At 72.1% G+C, this 16,756-nt stretch carries 11 protein-coding genes; 2 read left to right on the plus strand and 9 right to left on the minus strand.

What is annotated here, in order from left to right:
- Positions 1-200: 200 nt before the first annotated feature.
- Positions 201-722: a hypothetical protein gene (locus tag ABZ470_RS35590; protein ID WP_362916987.1), complete on the plus strand. Its 522-nt coding sequence runs from the start codon at positions 201-203 to the stop codon at positions 720-722.
- Between the two features lie 94 nt (positions 723-816).
- Here the strand turns inward: ABZ470_RS35590 and ABZ470_RS35595 are convergent, their stop codons facing one another.
- From ABZ470_RS35595 to ABZ470_RS35605, 3 genes are read right to left on the minus strand one after another with little or no spacing between them, the layout of a single operon-like run.
- Entirely contained in the window at positions 817-1,866 is a 1,050-nt protein-coding gene (locus ABZ470_RS35595) for a carboxymuconolactone decarboxylase family protein (RefSeq protein WP_362916989.1), read from the minus strand.
- Between the two features lie 54 nt (positions 1,867-1,920).
- Entirely contained in the window at positions 1,921-3,576 is a 1,656-nt protein-coding gene (locus tag ABZ470_RS35600) for a GMC family oxidoreductase (protein WP_362916991.1), read from the minus strand.
- A complete protein-coding gene (locus tag ABZ470_RS35605; protein WP_352012640.1) occupies positions 3,573-4,142 on the minus strand; it encodes a DUF5987 family protein in 570 nt (189 codons plus the stop codon). Before ABZ470_RS35605 ends, ABZ470_RS35600 begins: the two co-directional genes overlap by 4 nt.
- 550 nt (positions 4,143-4,692) lie before the next feature.
- On the opposite strand from ABZ470_RS35605, the gene ABZ470_RS35610 reads away from it, so the two are divergent.
- Entirely contained in the window at positions 4,693-5,439 is a 747-nt protein-coding gene (locus ABZ470_RS35610; RefSeq protein WP_352012641.1) for an AraC family transcriptional regulator, read from the plus strand.
- Between the two features lie 88 nt (positions 5,440-5,527).
- On the opposite strand, the gene ABZ470_RS35615 is transcribed toward ABZ470_RS35610, so the two are convergent.
- From ABZ470_RS35615 to ABZ470_RS35640, 6 genes are read right to left on the minus strand one after another with little or no spacing between them, the layout of a single operon-like run.
- A complete protein-coding gene (locus ABZ470_RS35615; protein WP_352012642.1) occupies positions 5,528-6,934 on the minus strand; it encodes a cytochrome P450 in 1,407 nt (468 codons plus the stop codon).
- Positions 6,931-7,509: a flavin reductase family protein gene (locus tag ABZ470_RS35620; protein ID WP_352012643.1), complete on the minus strand. Its 579-nt coding sequence runs from the start codon at positions 7,507-7,509 to the stop codon at positions 6,931-6,933. Before ABZ470_RS35620 ends, ABZ470_RS35615 begins: the two co-directional genes overlap by 4 nt.
- A gap of 24 nt (positions 7,510-7,533) precedes the next feature.
- Positions 7,534-7,971, minus strand: a complete 438-nt coding sequence (locus tag ABZ470_RS35625; RefSeq protein ID WP_362772111.1) for an acyl-CoA thioesterase — start codon at positions 7,969-7,971, stop codon at positions 7,534-7,536.
- On the minus strand, positions 7,971-13,811 hold the full coding sequence (locus ABZ470_RS35630; RefSeq protein ID WP_362916993.1) for a type I polyketide synthase: 5,841 nt from the start codon (positions 13,809-13,811) through the stop codon (positions 7,971-7,973). The genes ABZ470_RS35625 and ABZ470_RS35630 overlap by 1 nt, the downstream gene beginning before the upstream one ends.
- Positions 13,808-14,791, minus strand: coding sequence for an enediyne biosynthesis protein (locus ABZ470_RS35635; protein WP_362916995.1), 984 nt, complete (start codon positions 14,789-14,791; stop codon positions 13,808-13,810). Before ABZ470_RS35635 ends, ABZ470_RS35630 begins: the two co-directional genes overlap by 4 nt.
- Positions 14,788-16,755, minus strand: coding sequence for a CRTAC1 family protein (locus ABZ470_RS35640; RefSeq protein WP_362916997.1), 1,968 nt, complete (start codon positions 16,753-16,755; stop codon positions 14,788-14,790). Before ABZ470_RS35640 ends, ABZ470_RS35635 begins: the two co-directional genes overlap by 4 nt.
- Position 16,756: the final 1 nt, after the last annotated feature.

Here is a 16,756-nt window from a genome sequence, read left to right on the forward strand (position 1 = left end):
CTTCTCCCATTGTGCTTTCAGCGGACCGGCGTTATCGTCCGCGTAAGGCGAATTCGGCAATCCAGGAGAAGAAGCGGCCGATTCGGCACCGCTACGGTTGACGACGTTGTCGTCGCAACGTCAGAGAAATTGTTCGGCGCGAGAGCGGAGGTTTCCGCATGGCTTCTGAGGCGGCTTCGGCGGGTCGCTTTCCTGGAAGAATGGCAATTGTCAACGGACCCCGGCACAGGACCTGGCTGAACGTCTTCCTCGTGCTCGTCGTCGCCCACTGGGCAGAGCACGTGGCGCAGGCCGTGCAGATCTACGTCCTCGGCTGGCCGGTCCCGCAGGCGCGCGGCGTGCTCGGGCTGCCGTTCCCGTGGCTGGTGACCTCCGAGTGGATGCACTACGGCTACGCGTTGTTCATGCTCATCGGTCTCGTCATGCTCAGGAAGGGGTTCACCGGCCGTTCCCGCACCTGGTGGAACATCTCACTCGGCATCCAGGTCTGGCACCACTTCGAGCACCTGCTGCTGCTCCTGCAGGCGATGACCGGCAACCACCTGATGGGCAGGCCGGTCCCCACGAGCGTCCTGCAGGTCTTCTTTCCCCGGGTCGAGCTGCACCTGTTCTACAACGCCGTCGTCTTCGCCCCGATGGTGGTCGCGATGGTCCTGCACCGCCGTCCGAACGAATCCGAGCGGTCGGCCATGGCGTGTGGCTGCGCGACGGCGCGCGCCTGAGGGCCCCCGGAAAAGGAAAGCTTTCTCGAATGTCCAGCCGCGGCGCGTTTCCCGTGCCGCGGCCGGGCGTTTTCCACCGGCCGGGGAAAGGGATTCACGGACTTTCCCCGCGCGTCCAGCCGCCCACCGTCCTGGCCGCGGCCATGCTCGCCCACGCGGTCAGTTCGACCAGCTCCCGGTCTCCCGTCCCGCGGCTCTCCCTGAAGGCGTCCACGTCGGCCTCGCCGACCCGGTAGGAGGCGAAGGCCGTCAGCAGGGCCAGCCGCCCGGCGGGGCGGTCCTCGGCGGCCAGGTCCGCGACCGCCTCCTCCGCCCACGCCCCGCCGAGCCCGGGGTGGCCGCCGTCCCAGGCCGCCAGCCTGGCCGCCAGCAGGTCACGGACGGGGCCCGGCACCGAACGGCGGCCCGCCGCCTCGATCGCCGAGGCCGCGCGGGCGAAGGCGCCCGCGACGCCCGGCGCGCCCGCCGCCCAGGACAGGTCGCCGGGCAGCGGGGCCATGGGCAGCAGGTCGAGCGAGCCGCCCGGCTCGACGCCCCCACCGGTCGGCCGCATGAGCCGGCCCAGCGTCCGCATGAGGGCGCCGCGTGCCATCCCCGGTGTCCGCGGCGGCAGCGGCGTCTCGTCGAGGAACACGTTGACCATGCGGTTGAGGTAGTGGAAGGTGACCGCGACTCCGACGAGGACCCCGACGGGCTCGGCGGCCTGTTCCCCGGGGAACGGCGTCGCCCGCCCGCGCGTCCCGCTCGCCCTGGCCCACTCCTCGACCGGCGCGAGGTCACGCCGCGCGCCACCCTCCGGGGGGACCAGGCCGCCCAGGGCGGCGCCGTGCACGTCTGCGCAGTAGGGGCAGGCGTTGCCCAGCGAGACGCCGGTCGCGACCGCCTCCCTGACCGCCCGGCCCGGTCCGCCGCCGGTCAGCAGCGTCTCCCTCAGCATCATCCAGCAGGCGGCCAGGATCTCCGGGGCGGGCGAGTGCAGGGCGACCGGCGGCGCCAGCATGCCGAACTCCCGTTCCGAGCGCGTGTACACCTCGGCGACCAGGCCCCGCGCCCGCGCGGGCGGCACCGGGCGGACGTGCCTGACCTGGCGGAGCGAGCCGCGCAGCGGTTTCCTGAGGACCCGCCGCAGGAGTGTCGTTTCCATCGCGCGCTCCCTGAGGTCGGCCGGGCGCGGGCTCACCCGCCCGCGCCCGGGGGGCTACTTGTGCGTCAGGCCGGCCACGAACGGCAGCGCGGCGCGCCTGCCGCTCGTGGCGCCGTCCGGGGAGGGGGCGCCGTAGGTGACCTCGACGCCGCGCTGCCTGGCGGCCCGCACGATGCCCGGGACGGCGCGTTCGGCCAGCGCCGCGATGGTCATCGCCGGGTTGACCGTCAGCGCCCCCGGCACGGCCGAGCCGTCGGTGACGAAGATGCCCGGGTGCCCGCGCAGTTCGTGGCGGTCGTCGAGCGCCGAGGTGCTGGGGTCGTCGCCGATGCGGCAGGAGGCCAGCGGGTGCACGGTGTAGGCGCCGACCACGTCGTTGGTCCACGGCATCACCCTGGACAGCCCGTCGCGCTCCAGGATGTCGCGGACCTCGGCGTCGGCCAGTTCCCAGCCGCGCAGCGTGTTGGCGGTCGGGCGGTACTGGATGGGGCCGCGCCCGAGCATCTGCTGTGAGATCCGTACGGCGTTGCCCGTCGGCGGAGGCGGTCCGAAGACGCCCTCGTTGTCGTCCTCGCTCATCGTGAAGACGGTCAGCCACGACTGCCAGCGCCGTACGATCTCCTTCTTCTCCGCGCCGAACCAGGTCGGGCCGGTGGCGTCGGGCACCTGGGCGAGGATGGTGCCGAAGCCGGGCGGGAAGTAGAGCTGCTCCAGCGAGTAGCGGGAGTACTCAGGCAGCGTGCCGTCCAGGCGGTCCCAGCTCGCCACGCACGGCCCCTTGCCGATCTGGGAGGCCGCGTAGGCCGGGCCGTCTCCGCGGGACAGCCCGAGCAGGTCACGGACCCTGTCCTCGTTGAGGATCGCGGTGTTGAGCCGCTCGCCGTTGCCGGAGAAGTACCTGCCGACCGCGTACGGCATGGCCCCCAGGTCCGGCGCGGAGCGCTGCAGGATCACCGGGGTCGCCCCGGCGCCCGCGGCCAGGATCACGATCTTGGCGTCGATCGTCCCGCTCCCGGTGTGCACCCGGTAGTCCTCGTCGTCGACGATGTCGTAGTGCACCCGGTAGCCGCCGTCGTCGTTCCTGGTCAGGCGCTGCACCTCGTGCATGGGCCGTACCTGGGCGCCGTGCGCCACCGCGGCGGGCAGGTAGTTGAACAGCAGTGACCGTTTGGCGTCGAAGCGGCACCCGGCCATCATCCAGTTGCAGTTGGTGCACCTCTCGCCGTCGATGGCGACCGGCACCGGGTTGGCCGTGCGCCCCGCGTGCGCGCACGCCGCCGCGAACAGGCCGCCTGAGTAGGTGACCGCGTCCCAGTCCTGCCTGGTCACGGGCAGTGCCTCGGCCACCCGGTCGTACCAGGGCTCCAGGGTGTCGCGGGTGACGGCCTTGGGCCACATCCTGCGGCCGATGGCCCCCCTGCGGTCGAAGACGAAGCGGGGGGCGCGGGGCATGGCGGCGAAGTACACGACGCTGCCGCCGCCGACGCAGTTGCCGCCGAGCAGGCTCATGCCGTCGCCGACCACGAAGTCGAAGATCCGCGTGTAGCTCGACCCGAGTTTGAAGTCGTGGTCGAAGTCCTCGCCCTGCAGCCAGGGACCGCGTTCGAGCACCACGACCCGCGCGCCGCCCGCCGCGAGGTGGTAGGCCGTGATCGCGCCGCCGAAGCCGCTGCCGACCACGAGGACGTCCGTCGTCTCGGTCACGGTCATGCGGGGCTCCCCGTTGAGGTCGTCGCCGGGTGGAGGCGGGCCAGTTCGCGGCCGTAGGAGTAGACGGGGAAGCGCCACAGGCCGTCCTCCTGCGGCCCGGAGAAGCCCATCGCCGTCAGCCCCGGGTGACCGGCGGCCAGGGCGTCGAGGGTGTGCATGTGGGCCGCGGTGTCGAAGGCCATGTTGCTGAACAGCGCGACGCTGACCCACACCTCCCGCTCCGGGTGACCGGGGGAGGTCAGTATCCCGACCAGGGCGGTCCGATGCGGGAACGGCAGGGCCACGAACGGCGGCAGCGCCGCGGTCAGGTCGATCCCGTTCTGGTCCGCGTAGGCCCGCGCGTGCTCGTTGAGCAGCCGGGCGAGGTCACCGAGCGCGGGCGCCAGCCCGGCCGCGGGGGTTTCGAGCAGTTCGACGGCGCCCGCGGCGACCGCGCCCCCGCCCGCCGCCGCCCCCGCGACCGCCTCGTCGCCGGGTGAGCGCTTCTCACCGGGGACGATCGTGTCCGCGAAGGCCTCCAGCGTCATGGTCCTGGCCTGTTCTTCGTCTGGGATACCCGGTTGCACCGGCGTTTCCTCCTGTCGGCGAGGGGGTGCGGCGTGGGGGCCGGAAGCCGGCGCGTCGGCCGAACCCTCGTTTCACGGACCGGCCCGGCAGCGGGCGCGGGACGTCGAGGCCCTGGCCCGGCACGGCGGGATCTGCGACCAATTGGAACTCACATATCGAATTCAGTTCCGGTCTGATCCATCGTCCGAGCGGCACCCCGTCCGACGCATCTTCTGAATTGCCGTCCTGTCAAGCCTCATTCTTCAGGGTTTTCTGTGGCGCACTAACACCCAATTAACGCCGCTCACAACCTAGAGTAGCAGCTCAGACACGGTGAGCACGCTTCACTAGCACAGTTGACAGCAGTCAGATGTTGATTTAGAAATATTGATGCCGATCTTTTTTATTAGTCGTTCGACTGGCACATACAAGCCCCGGAAGGGGCGAATGAATATGGGAGTCGAACTCTCCGAGACGACCAGCCGACTACAGGCCGACCTTTCCCGTCATTCATATTGATGAATATTCAACACACGGAGAGGAATGATGGAGGAAGTTCTTGAGAAAGCTGTGAGACGAGTTATCGAGACCATGCGTGAGCATCTCGGCGACGAGCTCACCATCGATGACATGGCCCGCACCGCCATGTTCAGCAAATTTCACTTCTCCCGGGTCTTCAGACAGGTAACCGGTATCTCACCTGGGCGTTTCCTGTCGGCGTTGCGGCTGCAGGAGGCCAAACGGCTGCTCCTGTCGACCTCGCTGAGCGTCGCCGACATCAGCATCCAGGTCGGCTACTCAAGCGTCGGCACCTTCAGTTCCCGTTTCAAGAGCTGCGTCGGTCTCGCGCCGACCACCTACCGGCAGCACGGCGGTTTCGCCCCGCTGATCCTCACCAGCGGCAGGAACGACGGTGAGGAGACCCGGCTGACGACCGTCCAGGGCAAGATCTGGGCTCCGACCACGGGTCAGTGCGGCCTCATCTTCGTCGGGCTTTTCCCCACCTGTATCCCACAGGGGCCGCCGGTCCGCTGCACGGTGCTGCGCAGGCCCGGCCCCTACGTGCTTGAGAGGGTGCCCCAGGGCACCTGGCATCTGCTGGCCCACTCCGTCGCCCCGGGAAATGAGAAGATCATCAGCAGTCTGGGCAGGGACCCGTCACTCTACGTCGGGAGCTACGGACCGATCACGGTGCGGCGCGACGTCGTGGTCAAGCCCGCCGACGTACAGCTGCGGCCGATGGGAACCCTCGACCCCCCGGTGCTGCTCGCCCTGCTCGACGTGCGCCTGGTGGCGCTCAACTCGGTGGCGAGCTGACCTCCCGCGCCCATCGGAAACGGCCGCAGCCATGAAGGCCTGCGGCCGTCGCCGTCCCGTCCCGGGAACCTCCCGCCCCGAAACCCCCTCACCCGGCCGGGCGCACCGTCATCGGAAGCCCTCCGCGCATCCTGAGCGAGAGCATGGGCTCGGCGACCACCCGGTGGCCGGGAACCCCGGTCAGGCGCAGCTCCCTGGCGACCATCGCGACCACGAAGACCGCCTCCATCATGCCCAGGCTGTTGCCGACGCAGAAGCGGGGACCGGCGCCGAAGGGAATGTAGGCGTACCTCGGCCGGGAGGCGGCTCCCTCGGGGGCGAACCGTTCCGGGTCGAAGCGCTCAGGGTCCCTCCAGAACCCCGGATGCCGGTGCAGCGTGTAGGGGCAGATCAGCACGTCCGCCCCGGCCGGCACGTGGTAGGCGCCGACCAGGTCGTCCCGCTGCGCGCTGCGCGTCAGGATCCACACCGGCGGGTAGAGCCGCATGGCCTCCTCGACCACCATCGTGGTGTACCTCAGCCGGTGCAGGTCCTCGTAGCCGGGCAGCCGGTCACCGAGCACCTCGACCGCCTCGGCGTGCAGCCCGTCCCACACCCCGGGGTTGCGGTCCACCAGATGGAAGGTCCACCCCAGGGTGCTGGCCGTCGTCTCGTGCCCGGCGAGCATCAGGGTGATCAGCTCGTCCCTCATCCGCCTGCCGCCGACCCGGGGATCGGTCTCCTGCCCGGTCGAGACGATCAGCCGGGACAGCACGTCGTCCCCCTCGGCCGCGCCGCGCGCCGAACGTTCGGCCACCAGGCGGTCGACGACCCGCTGCAACTGCTCACGGGCCCGGCGGAAGCGCAGCTGCCTGGGCAGCGGAAGCCATGTCGGCACCGCGCCGAGCGTGACCATCTCGAACATCGCCTGGTCCTGCACGGCCTCGAAGGAGTGCGCGACCGAGCCGAAGGCTCCCAGGTCGGCGTCCAGCAGGGTACGGCCGAGCACCCCGAGCGTCAGGGCGGTCACCTCCCCCAGCACGTCGACCGGCTCGCCCTCCCGGTGCGCCCGCAGCCTGCCGACCAGTCCCGCCGCCTCCTCCGCGACGGCACCCGCCTGCTGGGCGATCCGCCGGTGCTGGAAGGCGGGCTGGATCATCCTGCGCTGTTTGCGCCACAGCTCGCCCTCGCTGGTCAGCAGCCCGTCCCCGAGGGCACGGCGCGCCTGGACCAGTCCGATCCCCTTGTGGTAGCCGGCGCTGTTGTCGGCCAGCACGTGCTTGGCGTGGTCGGGGTGGTTGAAGAAGTAGAGCGTCTTCGGCCCGAGGGAGATCCGGACCGCGTCGCCGTACCGCTCGGCGGCCGACGTCATCAGCGAGAGCCGGTCACGGGCCAGTTTCAGGAACAGGCCCATCGCGGCTCTGCGCGGCGGTCCGGGCGGTCTCAGCCGGCCGGGCGCCGGGGACGACGCCCCGCCGCCCGGCACGGCCGCGGCGCCTCCTCCGGTGGGGTTCAAGCTGTCACCTCGCTTCGATCTGGGATGATCCGGCGGAACCTGCCGTGGAAGAACAGCAGGCCGTCCCGGTCGTCCTGCTGTTCCATGGAGAGCACCCGCCCGACGAAGATCGAGTGGTCGCCTCCGTCGTAGGCGCGCCACAGCTCGCACTCGAAGCGCGCGAGTGTGCCCGCGAGCAGCGGGGCGCCGGTGAGCGGCCCGGGAAGCCAGTCGACGGTGTCGAACTGGGCGGCTCCCAGGGGCCGCCACCGGTTGGAGAAGTGCCTGGCCAGGGGCTCCTGGCCGGCGGCCAGGACGGAGACCCCGAAGGTCCCCTCCGCGGCGAGGCAGCCGTGCATGATCGCGCCGCGGTCGACGCAGACCAGCACGAGCGGCGGGTCGAGCGAGACCGAGGTGAAGGAGTTGGCCGTCATGGCGTGCGGACCGCCGCCGCCGACGGTCACCACGGTGACGCCGGTGGCGAACATCCCGAACGCCCTGCGCATCGCCTTGGGGTCCGCCACGGCGCTCGTCCCGGTTTCCGGCTCCGGTCCGGCGGAACCCGTCTCGTGGGACGGCTCAGGATTGACGCTCATACTGATCTCCCCGGTTGGCCGTTCCTAGGACAGGTATGGTTCGAGCGCGCGGGTCAGCGGCTCGGGGACCCTGGCCGGGACGGTCCGGCTGTTCGGGCCGCGCATGCACGCGACCCGCTGCCTGCCCCTGGCGACCAGCGTCTCCCCGCATGGGGCCTCTCCCGGGTCGAGCCGGACGTAGTCGAAGCCGAACTCGATCTGGGTCTGGGCGAGGTCCACCAGGCGCATCCTGATGGACAGCTCGTCGAAGGCCGTGATCTCGGCGAAGAACTCGCAGTCCACCCGCAGCGTGAACAGCTTCAGGTCCTCCTGCAGCTCGCCGAGTACGTCGGGGGCGTGGAGCTTGAGGAACATCTCCCGGCAGCGCCCCTGCCAGCGCAGGTAGTTGACGTAGTAGACGTTGCCGACGAGGTTGGTCTCCTCGAAGCCGACCGTGTGCAGATACTCGAAGTAGTTGCCCATCACCGCCGCCCCTCGGTGAGGATCGCGAAGACCACCGGCTCCACGGCGTCCCGCAGCGTCGTCACCAGCGTCGCGACCCGCAGGCCGCCGGAGGCGAGGACCGTCCACGCGTCCCGCCGCTCCGAGGTCCAGGTGAGCGGCGCCCCAGGGGGCAGGCCCGCCTTGCGCAGGCACTCGGCGGCGGCCCACACGCGTGTCGCCGCGGCGTCCAGGCTGCCGCCCAGCTCCATCGCGACCAGCTCGGCGAGCCCGAAGTGCGGGCCGAGCAGTCCCCGCCAGTCCTCGACCGTCCGTTCCCGCACGGCCTCGACGTCGCAGCCGGTCGTGCCGACGGCCACGACGCACAGGGTCAGCCCGGCGCCGTGGGAGGCCGAGACCGTCCTGCCGCCGTCCACCTCGGGCCGCCCGTCGGGGCGGTGGCGGACCTCGACGGGACGCCCGAGGGCGCGCCCGGCCGCCACGGTGGTCATGGCCCTGCGCTCCGCCGTGCTCCCGGTCCGTTCCGGCAGGTGGGGCAGGTCGGGCAGGCTCCGCAGGTCGGGGCCGGGCCCAGGGTCAGGCTCGGCGGGGCCGGGTTCGACGACGACGGCGACGGCGGCCCCGGTCAGGTCCTCGACCGTACGCTCCAGGTAGGGGCCGAGCAGCGGCGCGACCCACGGCCCCCGCCCGTCCCCCTTACGTACGGCCCGCAGCCGCAGCCCGTCCCAGCGTTCGACGACCCGGCCCGCGCCGTCCCGCACGGCGATGTCGTAGACGTAGGTGTCGCCGTCGCGCAGCCGTTCGGTCGCGCAGTAGCGCAACCCGCCCGCCTCGGCCAGCGCGGCGCCGCCCGGCTGGAGGCGTTCGATCCCCGAGGGCAGCAGCGTCGCGTCCGGCACGCAGACCTGGTTGCCGTGCATCAGCGCGTCGCGTACGCCGGGGTCGCCGAGCAGCAGCTCACCGGAGAGGAACCCGGCGAACCAGCCGGTGTCCCCGTCCGCCGCCACGTCGGCGTCGACGTGCCTGGCCGCGGCCCTGTGGTAGCGGCGCAGCCGCTGGAAACGCCCGCCCTGGAACAGGATCTCGCCGTACAGGTCGGCCGCCGGGTCGAGCGGCACCGGGGGCAGCCCCTCGGCGACCTGCTCCGGCGGCCCGTCCTGGGCCGCCTCCCCGTCGAAGCGCAGCCGCGCCCTGAAGTGGTCGGCGTCGAAGCCGGTCTCCGCGCTGCGCACGGCGACCTCGACGGTCTCGTCCCCGGTGACGGCGGCGGCGATCCTGATCGTCGTCGTGCCGTCCGGCGGCACCACGATGGGCCGCAGGAACTCGGCCTGCTCGATCGTCGGCGGCCTCTCCCGGGCCGTGCCGAGGGTCGCCACGGCCACCTGGGTCATCGCCTCCATGCCGAAGACCGCGGGGAAGAGCAGGTTGCCGTCGAGGTGGTGGTCGGCGAGGTAGAGGTCGGTGCCCGCGTTCAGCTCGGTCTCGACGACCAGTTCGACGCCGTGGTAGCGGACCAGCGGCCTGCCGACGAAGCGCAGCAGCGGCAGCGGGGGCAGGTCGTGGCGGACGGTGCCGACGCCCTCGGTGCGCCCGCTGACCACCACGACGGTGGGCGTCTCGGGGTCGGCCAGCAGCCTGCGCATGATCCTTACCCCCTGGTCGGGGGTGATCGGGGTGACGCCGTCCCGGGACAGCGTCTCGACGACGTCGAGCCGCTCCCCCATGCCGACACCCGACCAGACCGACCACTCGACGCACAGGGCACGGCAGCCGGGGTGGTCACGGGCGACCTCCTCGGTGAGGCAGGCCAGCCACTCGTTCGCGGTGGCGTAGTGCCCCTCCCCGCGCAGTCCCGCCCGGCCGATGATGCTGCCGAAGGTCACCAGCAGGCGCAGCGAGCCGGGATCGACCGCGTCGAGCACCGCCCGCAGCCCGTCGACCTTGGGGGCGAGGGTGCGGTGGAAGGCCGCCATGTCCAGGCCGGTGATCGCCCCCGGCTCGTTGCGTCCCGCTCCGTGCAGCACCGCGGTGACCGGCCCGGTCTCCGCCGTCGCCTCCGCCACGGCCGCGCGCAGCCCGTCCGCGTCGGTGACGTCGGCCCTGGCGTACCTGACGGTCACCCCGGTGTCGGACATCCGCCGCAGGTTGGCCGCGAGTTCCTCGTCCTGCTCCGGGTCGGAGCGTCCGACGACGACGAGGGCGGCGCCGCTGTCGGAGGCCAGGGCGAGCGCGCACTCGGCGGTGATGCCCTTGCCGCCTCCGGTCACCAGCAGCACGTCCGTGCCGTCCAGCGGCTGGACGACCCGGGTGGGCCGTGCGGGCATGGCGCGCAGGGTCGGCACCCGGCGTGTGCCCTCCTCGTCGTAGTGGGCCTCCGCGTAGCGCGTGGTCGCCGCGACCTCGCCGACGACCCAGCCGACGGCCTGTCCGGTCACCGGCACGTGCGCGACGGTCGTGCGCAGGTGGGGCGCCTCAAGGAAGAGCGTCCTGGCCAGTCCGGCGGCGCCTCTGCCGTGCTGTACCAGGACGAACCGGGTCCCCGGCTCGGCCGCCAGGGCCGCCTGGGCACCGAGCAGGGCCTGCTCCAGGTCCTGCCGCGCGCACTCGGGCGGCAGGCAGACCAGGACTCCCCGGCCGACGCCCGCCCCTTCGAGCTCCCGGCGCAGCGTCTCGGCGAAGGGGTGCTCCCCCGCCGTGTGCAGCGTCCAGCGGCCGTTGTCCTCCCGTACGCGTGCGGCGGGCGGCGGCACCTCGTCGAGGTCCACCGAGAACGGCCTGGCCCAGGCGGCGGCGCCGGCGACCGTCGCCGCCGTCTCCTGGCCCTGTCCTGTCTCGGCGAGCGTGCCCAGGGCGTCGGCCAGCTCCATCACGGTCGCCGTGGCGAAGTTGGTCGGCGCCTGCGCCGAGGACAGGCCCATCCGCCGGGCCGCCTGGTTGACGATCTGCCCGACCGTGATGGAGCTCAGGTGCAGGTCGTCGAGCAGGTGGCTGTCGGCACGCACCATGTCCATGGGCAGCTCGGCGCGCTCCGCGGCCAGCCTCCGCAGCATGTCCAGGGCGCTCTCCCCCTCGCCGCCCTCCTGCGGCGGCTGCGGGGCCCGCGGGGTCTCCCGCCGCTCCGCGGGCCGTACGGCGGGGCTCAGCCGTACCTCGGGGGCCCGCTCGCAGGGGCTCTCGAAGAACGACAGCGGCGCGCCGAGCCGCAGCGGCCTGACCAGCCTGCCGTGGAAGAGCGCCTCGTGCGCGACCGGGGCTCCGGCGACGTAGGCGGCGGCGACCACCCGCAGCAGCCCGGCCGACGACTCCTCGTCGGTGTCCAGCGCGACCGCGGGCACGTCGGTCACCGCGGCGGCCAGCCCGCTGAGCACCCGTCCGGGGCCGACCTCGACGAACAGGTCGATGTCCTTGGCCGCCAGTTCCACCGCCTGGGCGAACAGCACGGGGTCGGTGACCTGCCTGCGCAGCAGCGCCGGGATGTCGGTCTCCGGCGTCAGCGCCTCCCCGGTGACCGTGGAGACGACGCGCGCCCCGACCCGGTCGAACTCCTCTCCGGCCAGCCGTTCGCCCAGTTCCCGCGCGGCGGGCGCGACGAGCGGCGAGTGGAAGGCGTGCGACACCCGCAGAGGGGTCCACTGCAGCCCCTCCGCGAGGGCCCTGCGCCCGGCCTCCCGTACGGCGTCGGCCGGGCCGGCCACGACGGTCTGCCGGGGGCCGTTGTATCCGGCGATCACGACGGGCAGGTCCCCGGTCAGGGCGGTGACCGCGTCCGGGGAGGCGGCGATGCCCGCCATGGTCCCCGAGGCGGCGTGCTCGGACATGGCCCTGCCCCTGGCCGCGGCGACCCGCAGCAGGGTCTCCTCGTCCATCGCCCCCGCCCAGTGCAGCGCGGACAGCTCGCCCAGGCTGTGGCCGACGGCGACGTCCGCCTCGACGCCGAGGACGGCCAGGGCGCGCAGGCCCGCGACGGAGCCGGTGACGATGCGCGGCTGGGCCACCTCGGTCGCGACCATGTCGCCGCCCGAGGGCAGGTCCGCCCTGAGGTAGACCTCCTCGACCTCGGCGAAACGCCTGCGCAGGGCACCGCCGCTGGTGCCCCTGCCCGAACCCTGCCCGGGGAAGAGGTAGCCGATCCTGCCCGGCCCGCTCACGTGGCCGAGGAAGCCCCTGCCGTCGGCGGAGAACAGCGGGATCTCCCCCGCGTCGAGGGCCGCGAGCACCCGGCGCAGCCCGCGTTCGGCGTCCTCGGGCGAGGAGACGACGACGGCCGCCCGGTACGGCAGGCCGCGCAGCTCACGCTGGAGCGTGGCGGCCAGGTCGCCCAGCTCCGCGTACGACAGGGCGGGCACGAAGTCCGCCAGCTCGGCCAGGCGTTCGCGCAGCTCGGGCGGTGAGGCGCCGTCGAGCATCAGCAGTTCGGCGTCCTGGGCCGAGGAGGCGAGCGCCTTGGTCCTGCCGTCGAACCTGGCCTGCCTGCGCGGGCCGGGCTTCTCAAGGACCACGTGGGTGTTGATGCCGCCGAAGCCCATGGCGGTCACGCCCGCGCGCACCGGCGTCCCGCCGGGCCACGGCTCCGCCTTGCGCAGCACCCGCAGCCGCGCCGTCTCCTGCGTCAGCACCGGGTGCGGGTCGACGCAGCCCGTGGTCGGCGGCAGCACCTGGTGGTGCACCGCCAGGGTGGCCTTGATGAGCCCGGCGACCCCGGCCGCGGCCTTGGTGTGCCCGATCATCCCCTTGATCGAGCTGATCGCCGCACGCGGGCCGCCGGCGTGGGAGAGGGCCTGGGTCAGGGCCGTGAGCTCGGTCCTGTCGCCGACCTCGGTGCCGGTGCCGTGCCCCTCGAACATGGCGACGGTCTCGATGCCGAAGCCCGCCCGTTCGTAGGCGCGGCGCAGCGCCAGCCGGTACCCGCTGACCTCGGGCCTGGTGATGCCGCCCCTTCCGTCCGAGGAGACGCCCCACCCGGCGACGGTCGCGTAGATCCGTCTTCCGGCCTCGACGGCGTCCCGCTCGCGCATCAGCACGACCATCCCGCAGCCCTCGCCGGGCCAGAAGCCGTTCGACCCGCGGTCGTAGAGCCGCATCTCCCCCCTGGCCAGGGCGCCGGTCTTGGCGAAGCCCACGATCTCGAACGGGTCGATGGACAGGTCGACCCCGCCCGCGACGGCCACGTCGAGGTCGCCGTCGGCCAGGGCCCTGGCCGCGGTGACCACCGACAGCAGTGAGGAGGAGCAGGCGCCGTCCACGGTGTAGCCGCCGCCCTTGAGGTCGAAGTGGTTGCAGATGCGCCCGGCGATCGTGTTGGAGAGCCCGCCCGCCAGGGTGTCCTCGTCGGGAACGGGGAAGGGGCTCTTGTAGGCGGCCTCCAGGTCGTCGAGGAAACCGGCGAGCCGTTCGTCGTCCCAGTCCCGCTCCTTGAGCGCCGCCGCGACGGTGCGCCGCACGTACGGCCAGCGCAGCCGCATCAGGTTGGCCCTGGCGAACTCCCCGGTGAGGGTGTTGCCGACGATGACGCCGGTGCGTTCCCTGGCCAGTCCCTCCGCGCCGGGGAAGCCCGCGTCGGCCAGGGCGAGCGCGGCCGTGTCGAGCGCCAGCCAGTGGGTGAGGTCGGTCGAGCGGTAGGTGCTTCCGGCGATCTTGTAACCGATCCGGTCGAAGGCGTAGCCCTCGATGACGGCCGCGTTGCGCGCGTAGAAGCGGTCGGGGGCGGCCGGGTCGGCGTCCCAGTAGTCCTCAAGCCGCATGCGCGTGTCGGGCAGCCTGCGGAACGCCCGCCGTCCGGCCAGGACGTTCTCCCACAGTTCCCTCGGCGAGGCGGCGTCGGGATAGCGGCACGCCATGCCGACGATCGCGATCCTGCTCATACCGAGGCGACCTCCTTGCCGGTGCTCGCCAGGCCGTCCTGGGCGCGCGCGGTCAGGCGCGCCAGGGTCTCGCGCTGCTCGCGGCCCTTGTCCACGAAGTGGAGCGACCACAGGAAGACCCCGCGGACGAGGCAGACGGCCGCGGTGGCGAAGAAGATGCCGTAGGGGATGTGCACGGCCGTGAGGAGGCCGTACGTCAGGGCGACGCCGCCGCCGAAGAGCATCTGCGCCGCGGGTCTCGACGGGCTCGTCCCCGGGTCGGTGACCATGTAGTTGGTGAAGAGGATGAAGGCGACGCCGGTCATCATGCCCAGCGCCCCGGAGATAGAGGTGCCGAAGAACAGGCCGCGCAGGACCGCCTGCACGGCGAAGCCGCCGACCCAGGCGGCGATCAGCCACATCCGCCCGGTGAGCTTGCCGTTGATCATGCTGCCGCCGAGGATGATGATCGCGGGGATGAGCCAGTCGATCCAGGTGTCGACGTTCTCCGTGAAGTGGTACGGCGGCGCGATGCTGGCCCAGGGCAGGATCAGCAGGATGACGGCGATGCCGAAGTTCGACGGGTTCATGAAGTGCCGCATCTTCCCGCGGACCGGTGCCCGCAGCACCCACTTGGCGCCGACCGCGACGACCACCCCGAAGATCATCACCAGGATCTGGTCGTTGACGTAGATGAGCATGTTCATGGCCAGGCTGGTGATGTGCGCCGGGTAGAGGAACTCCATCAGGCCGCGCGGGCCGTTGCCCGTGTAGCGCGGCGCCCGTCCCTCGGCCCTGGCCGAGACGAACTCGAGCGCGATCTCCACCACGTAGCCGGTCGCCACGGCGACGAAGGGCCACAGCCACGGCTGCTCGAACCCGAGGAGGATGTAGCCGACGGTGTTGAAGACCGTGATGGATATCGCGAAGTTGCGCAGTGCGATGGTGACCTTGGGGTCGTGGCGCGGGGGGTTGTGCGTCCTGTCAGACATCTCGGTCATCTCTCCTTGGCCTGGCCGCCGAGTTCGAGGCGGTGCCTGCCCGGCGTCAGCTGAAGATCCTGGTCGTGTACCTGTCCGGCCCGGTCGCGCCAGCGCAGGTTGACCCGCACGGGACCGGTGACGTTCCTGCCGAGCCCGATGTGCACCTCGCTGCTGCGCTTGCCCGAGTGCCCGCTGCCGCCGTCCACCCTGCCGAGGAGCCTGCGCCCGTCCGGCGTCGTCACCGTGACCTGCGCGCCGGTCACCGGCGAGCCGGGGGCGGGCAGCGCGCCGGGAACCGGGGTGGCCTCGCGGGTCAGCCGCAGTTCGAGGAAGGCCCCGGGTGAGGGGCTCTGGTTGCGGTAGAAGACGGGCTCGCCCCACTGCCTGGCGACCGCGAAGTCGAGCCTGCCGTCGCCGTCGGCGTCACCGGTCGCGACCCCCCGCGTCGGCACCGGTACGGCCAGCCCGAGTTCCCTGGCCACGTCGACGTAGGTGCCGTCGGGGCACCTGACGAAGAAGTGCAGCGTCTGGGTTCCCGCGACGTCGTCGCCCGCGCGCACGTTCGGCCACCAGTAGGGGTTCTGCAGCAGCTGGTCGTTGGCCGTGGCCAGTTCCTGCAGCTGCGGCCAGCGGTCGACCTCGCCCTTCACGAACCCGGTGGCCTGGACGATGCTGAGGTCCCCGCCGTTGTCGAAGTCGTCGATCTTGACGTCCCAGCCCCAGCCCGACCAGGCGGTGCGCGCCTGGGCGCTGCGGTCGGTCCACGGCGCCTCGCCCCGGCTGAGCCTCTCGCGCAGGGCGGCCTTGTCGCCGGAGGCGGACATGAACTGGAAGTTGCTCTCCTCGATGCCGAAGGAGGTGGTGATGTTGCTGACGAACATGTCGTAGACGCCGTCGCCGTTGAGGTCGCCGAAGTCGAGGCCCATGCCCTTGAAGGAGTCGTGGCCGATCGTCTTCGACTTGGGGATCAGCGGCGAGCGCACCCCCTCGACGAGCGAGAGCCTGATGTGGCCGGGAGTCGAGCGGTTGTAGAACATCCGGTCGGGACCGAAGTCGTTGGCGAGGTACAACTCGGGCAGCTGGTCGCCGTCGAGGTCGGTGGCGGCGGCGGCGAGCTCCCACCCCTTGGAGGCCGTCTCGGGCAGGACGTCGTCGAGCCGCTGGTAGGTGACCGAGGGGTCGGCTCCGGTGACCGAGCCGGTCCAGCGGAAGAAGAAGTCGTCCCCGCCGTTGTGCGCGTCGGACATGGAGTGGTTCATGCGCACCAGGCCGGTGCCGCGGGAGTCGAGCACCGCGCTCTGCGGGAAGTAGTTGCCGATGAAGACGTCGTCGTGTCCGTCGCCGTCGAAGTCCGCCACGGTCGCGGCGTTGGTGTTCCACTGCGGGCCGCTGTAGAGGCCGCCGGTGGCGTTGGGGCCGGGCACCAGCTCGACCGGCCGGTAGGCGCCGGGGCCGAGCCTGGCGGCGCCCGGCCTGGCGAGGTAGAGGATCGGCGTACGGCCCCACATGTAGACGAGCAGGTCGAGGCGGCCGTCCTCGTTGAAGTCGCCGGGGACGCACCCCATGGGGGCGATGTGGTCGTTCATGGGCAGCGCGCCGGGGTCGAGCGCGAAGGGCGCGTACCTGTCGGTCTTCCCGCCGGGGACGGGGGTGACCACGGTCTGGTCGATGCGCGGGTCGACCAGGCACAGGTCGTTGGACAGGCCGTCACCGTCGAGGTCGTTCATCGCGATCGCCGCCCCGACCGAGGAGATCCACGCGTCGATGTGCGTGTAGTCGGGGTGCACCCCGCGGATCTCCTGCTGCCGGAAGCCTCCGGGCAGGGCGATGGACATCGGGGCGAAGGAGTACCTGCTCGCCATGCGGGCCGTGTCCGCGGCCGAGGGCGTGGGAATGCGGGCCACCACGAACGCGCTCACGATCAGCACGAGCGCGAGGACTCCGGGGAGCTGCCTGCGCAGCCAGCCCGCTGTCGCTGTCACG

This window comes from Streptosporangium sp. NPDC020072 (assembly GCF_040631445.1).
GTDB lineage: Bacteria > Actinomycetota > Actinomycetes > Streptosporangiales > Streptosporangiaceae > Streptosporangium.

What these genes read in the sequence shown, in the direction of transcription:
- ABZ470_RS35620 (WP_352012643.1), bottom strand. Translation starts at nt 7,509, where the DNA reads ATGAGCGTCAATCCTGAGCCGTCCCACGAGACGGGTTCCGCCGGACCG.
- ABZ470_RS35600 (WP_362916991.1), bottom strand. Translation starts at nt 3,576, where the DNA reads ATGACCGTGACCGAGACGACGGACGTCCTCGTGGTCGGCAGCGGCTTC.
- ABZ470_RS35630 (WP_362916993.1), bottom strand. Translation starts at nt 13,811, where the DNA reads ATGAGCAGGATCGCGATCGTCGGCATGGCGTGCCGCTATCCCGACGCC.
- ABZ470_RS35595 (WP_362916989.1), bottom strand. Translation starts at nt 1,866, where the DNA reads ATGGAAACGACACTCCTGCGGCGGGTCCTCAGGAAACCGCTGCGCGGC.
- ABZ470_RS35590 (WP_362916987.1), top strand. Translation starts at nt 201, where the DNA reads ATGGCAATTGTCAACGGACCCCGGCACAGGACCTGGCTGAACGTCTTC.
- ABZ470_RS35635 (WP_362916995.1), bottom strand. Translation starts at nt 14,791, where the DNA reads ATGACCGAGATGTCTGACAGGACGCACAACCCCCCGCGCCACGACCCC.
- ABZ470_RS35625 (WP_362772111.1), bottom strand. Translation starts at nt 7,971, where the DNA reads ATGGGCAACTACTTCGAGTATCTGCACACGGTCGGCTTCGAGGAGACC.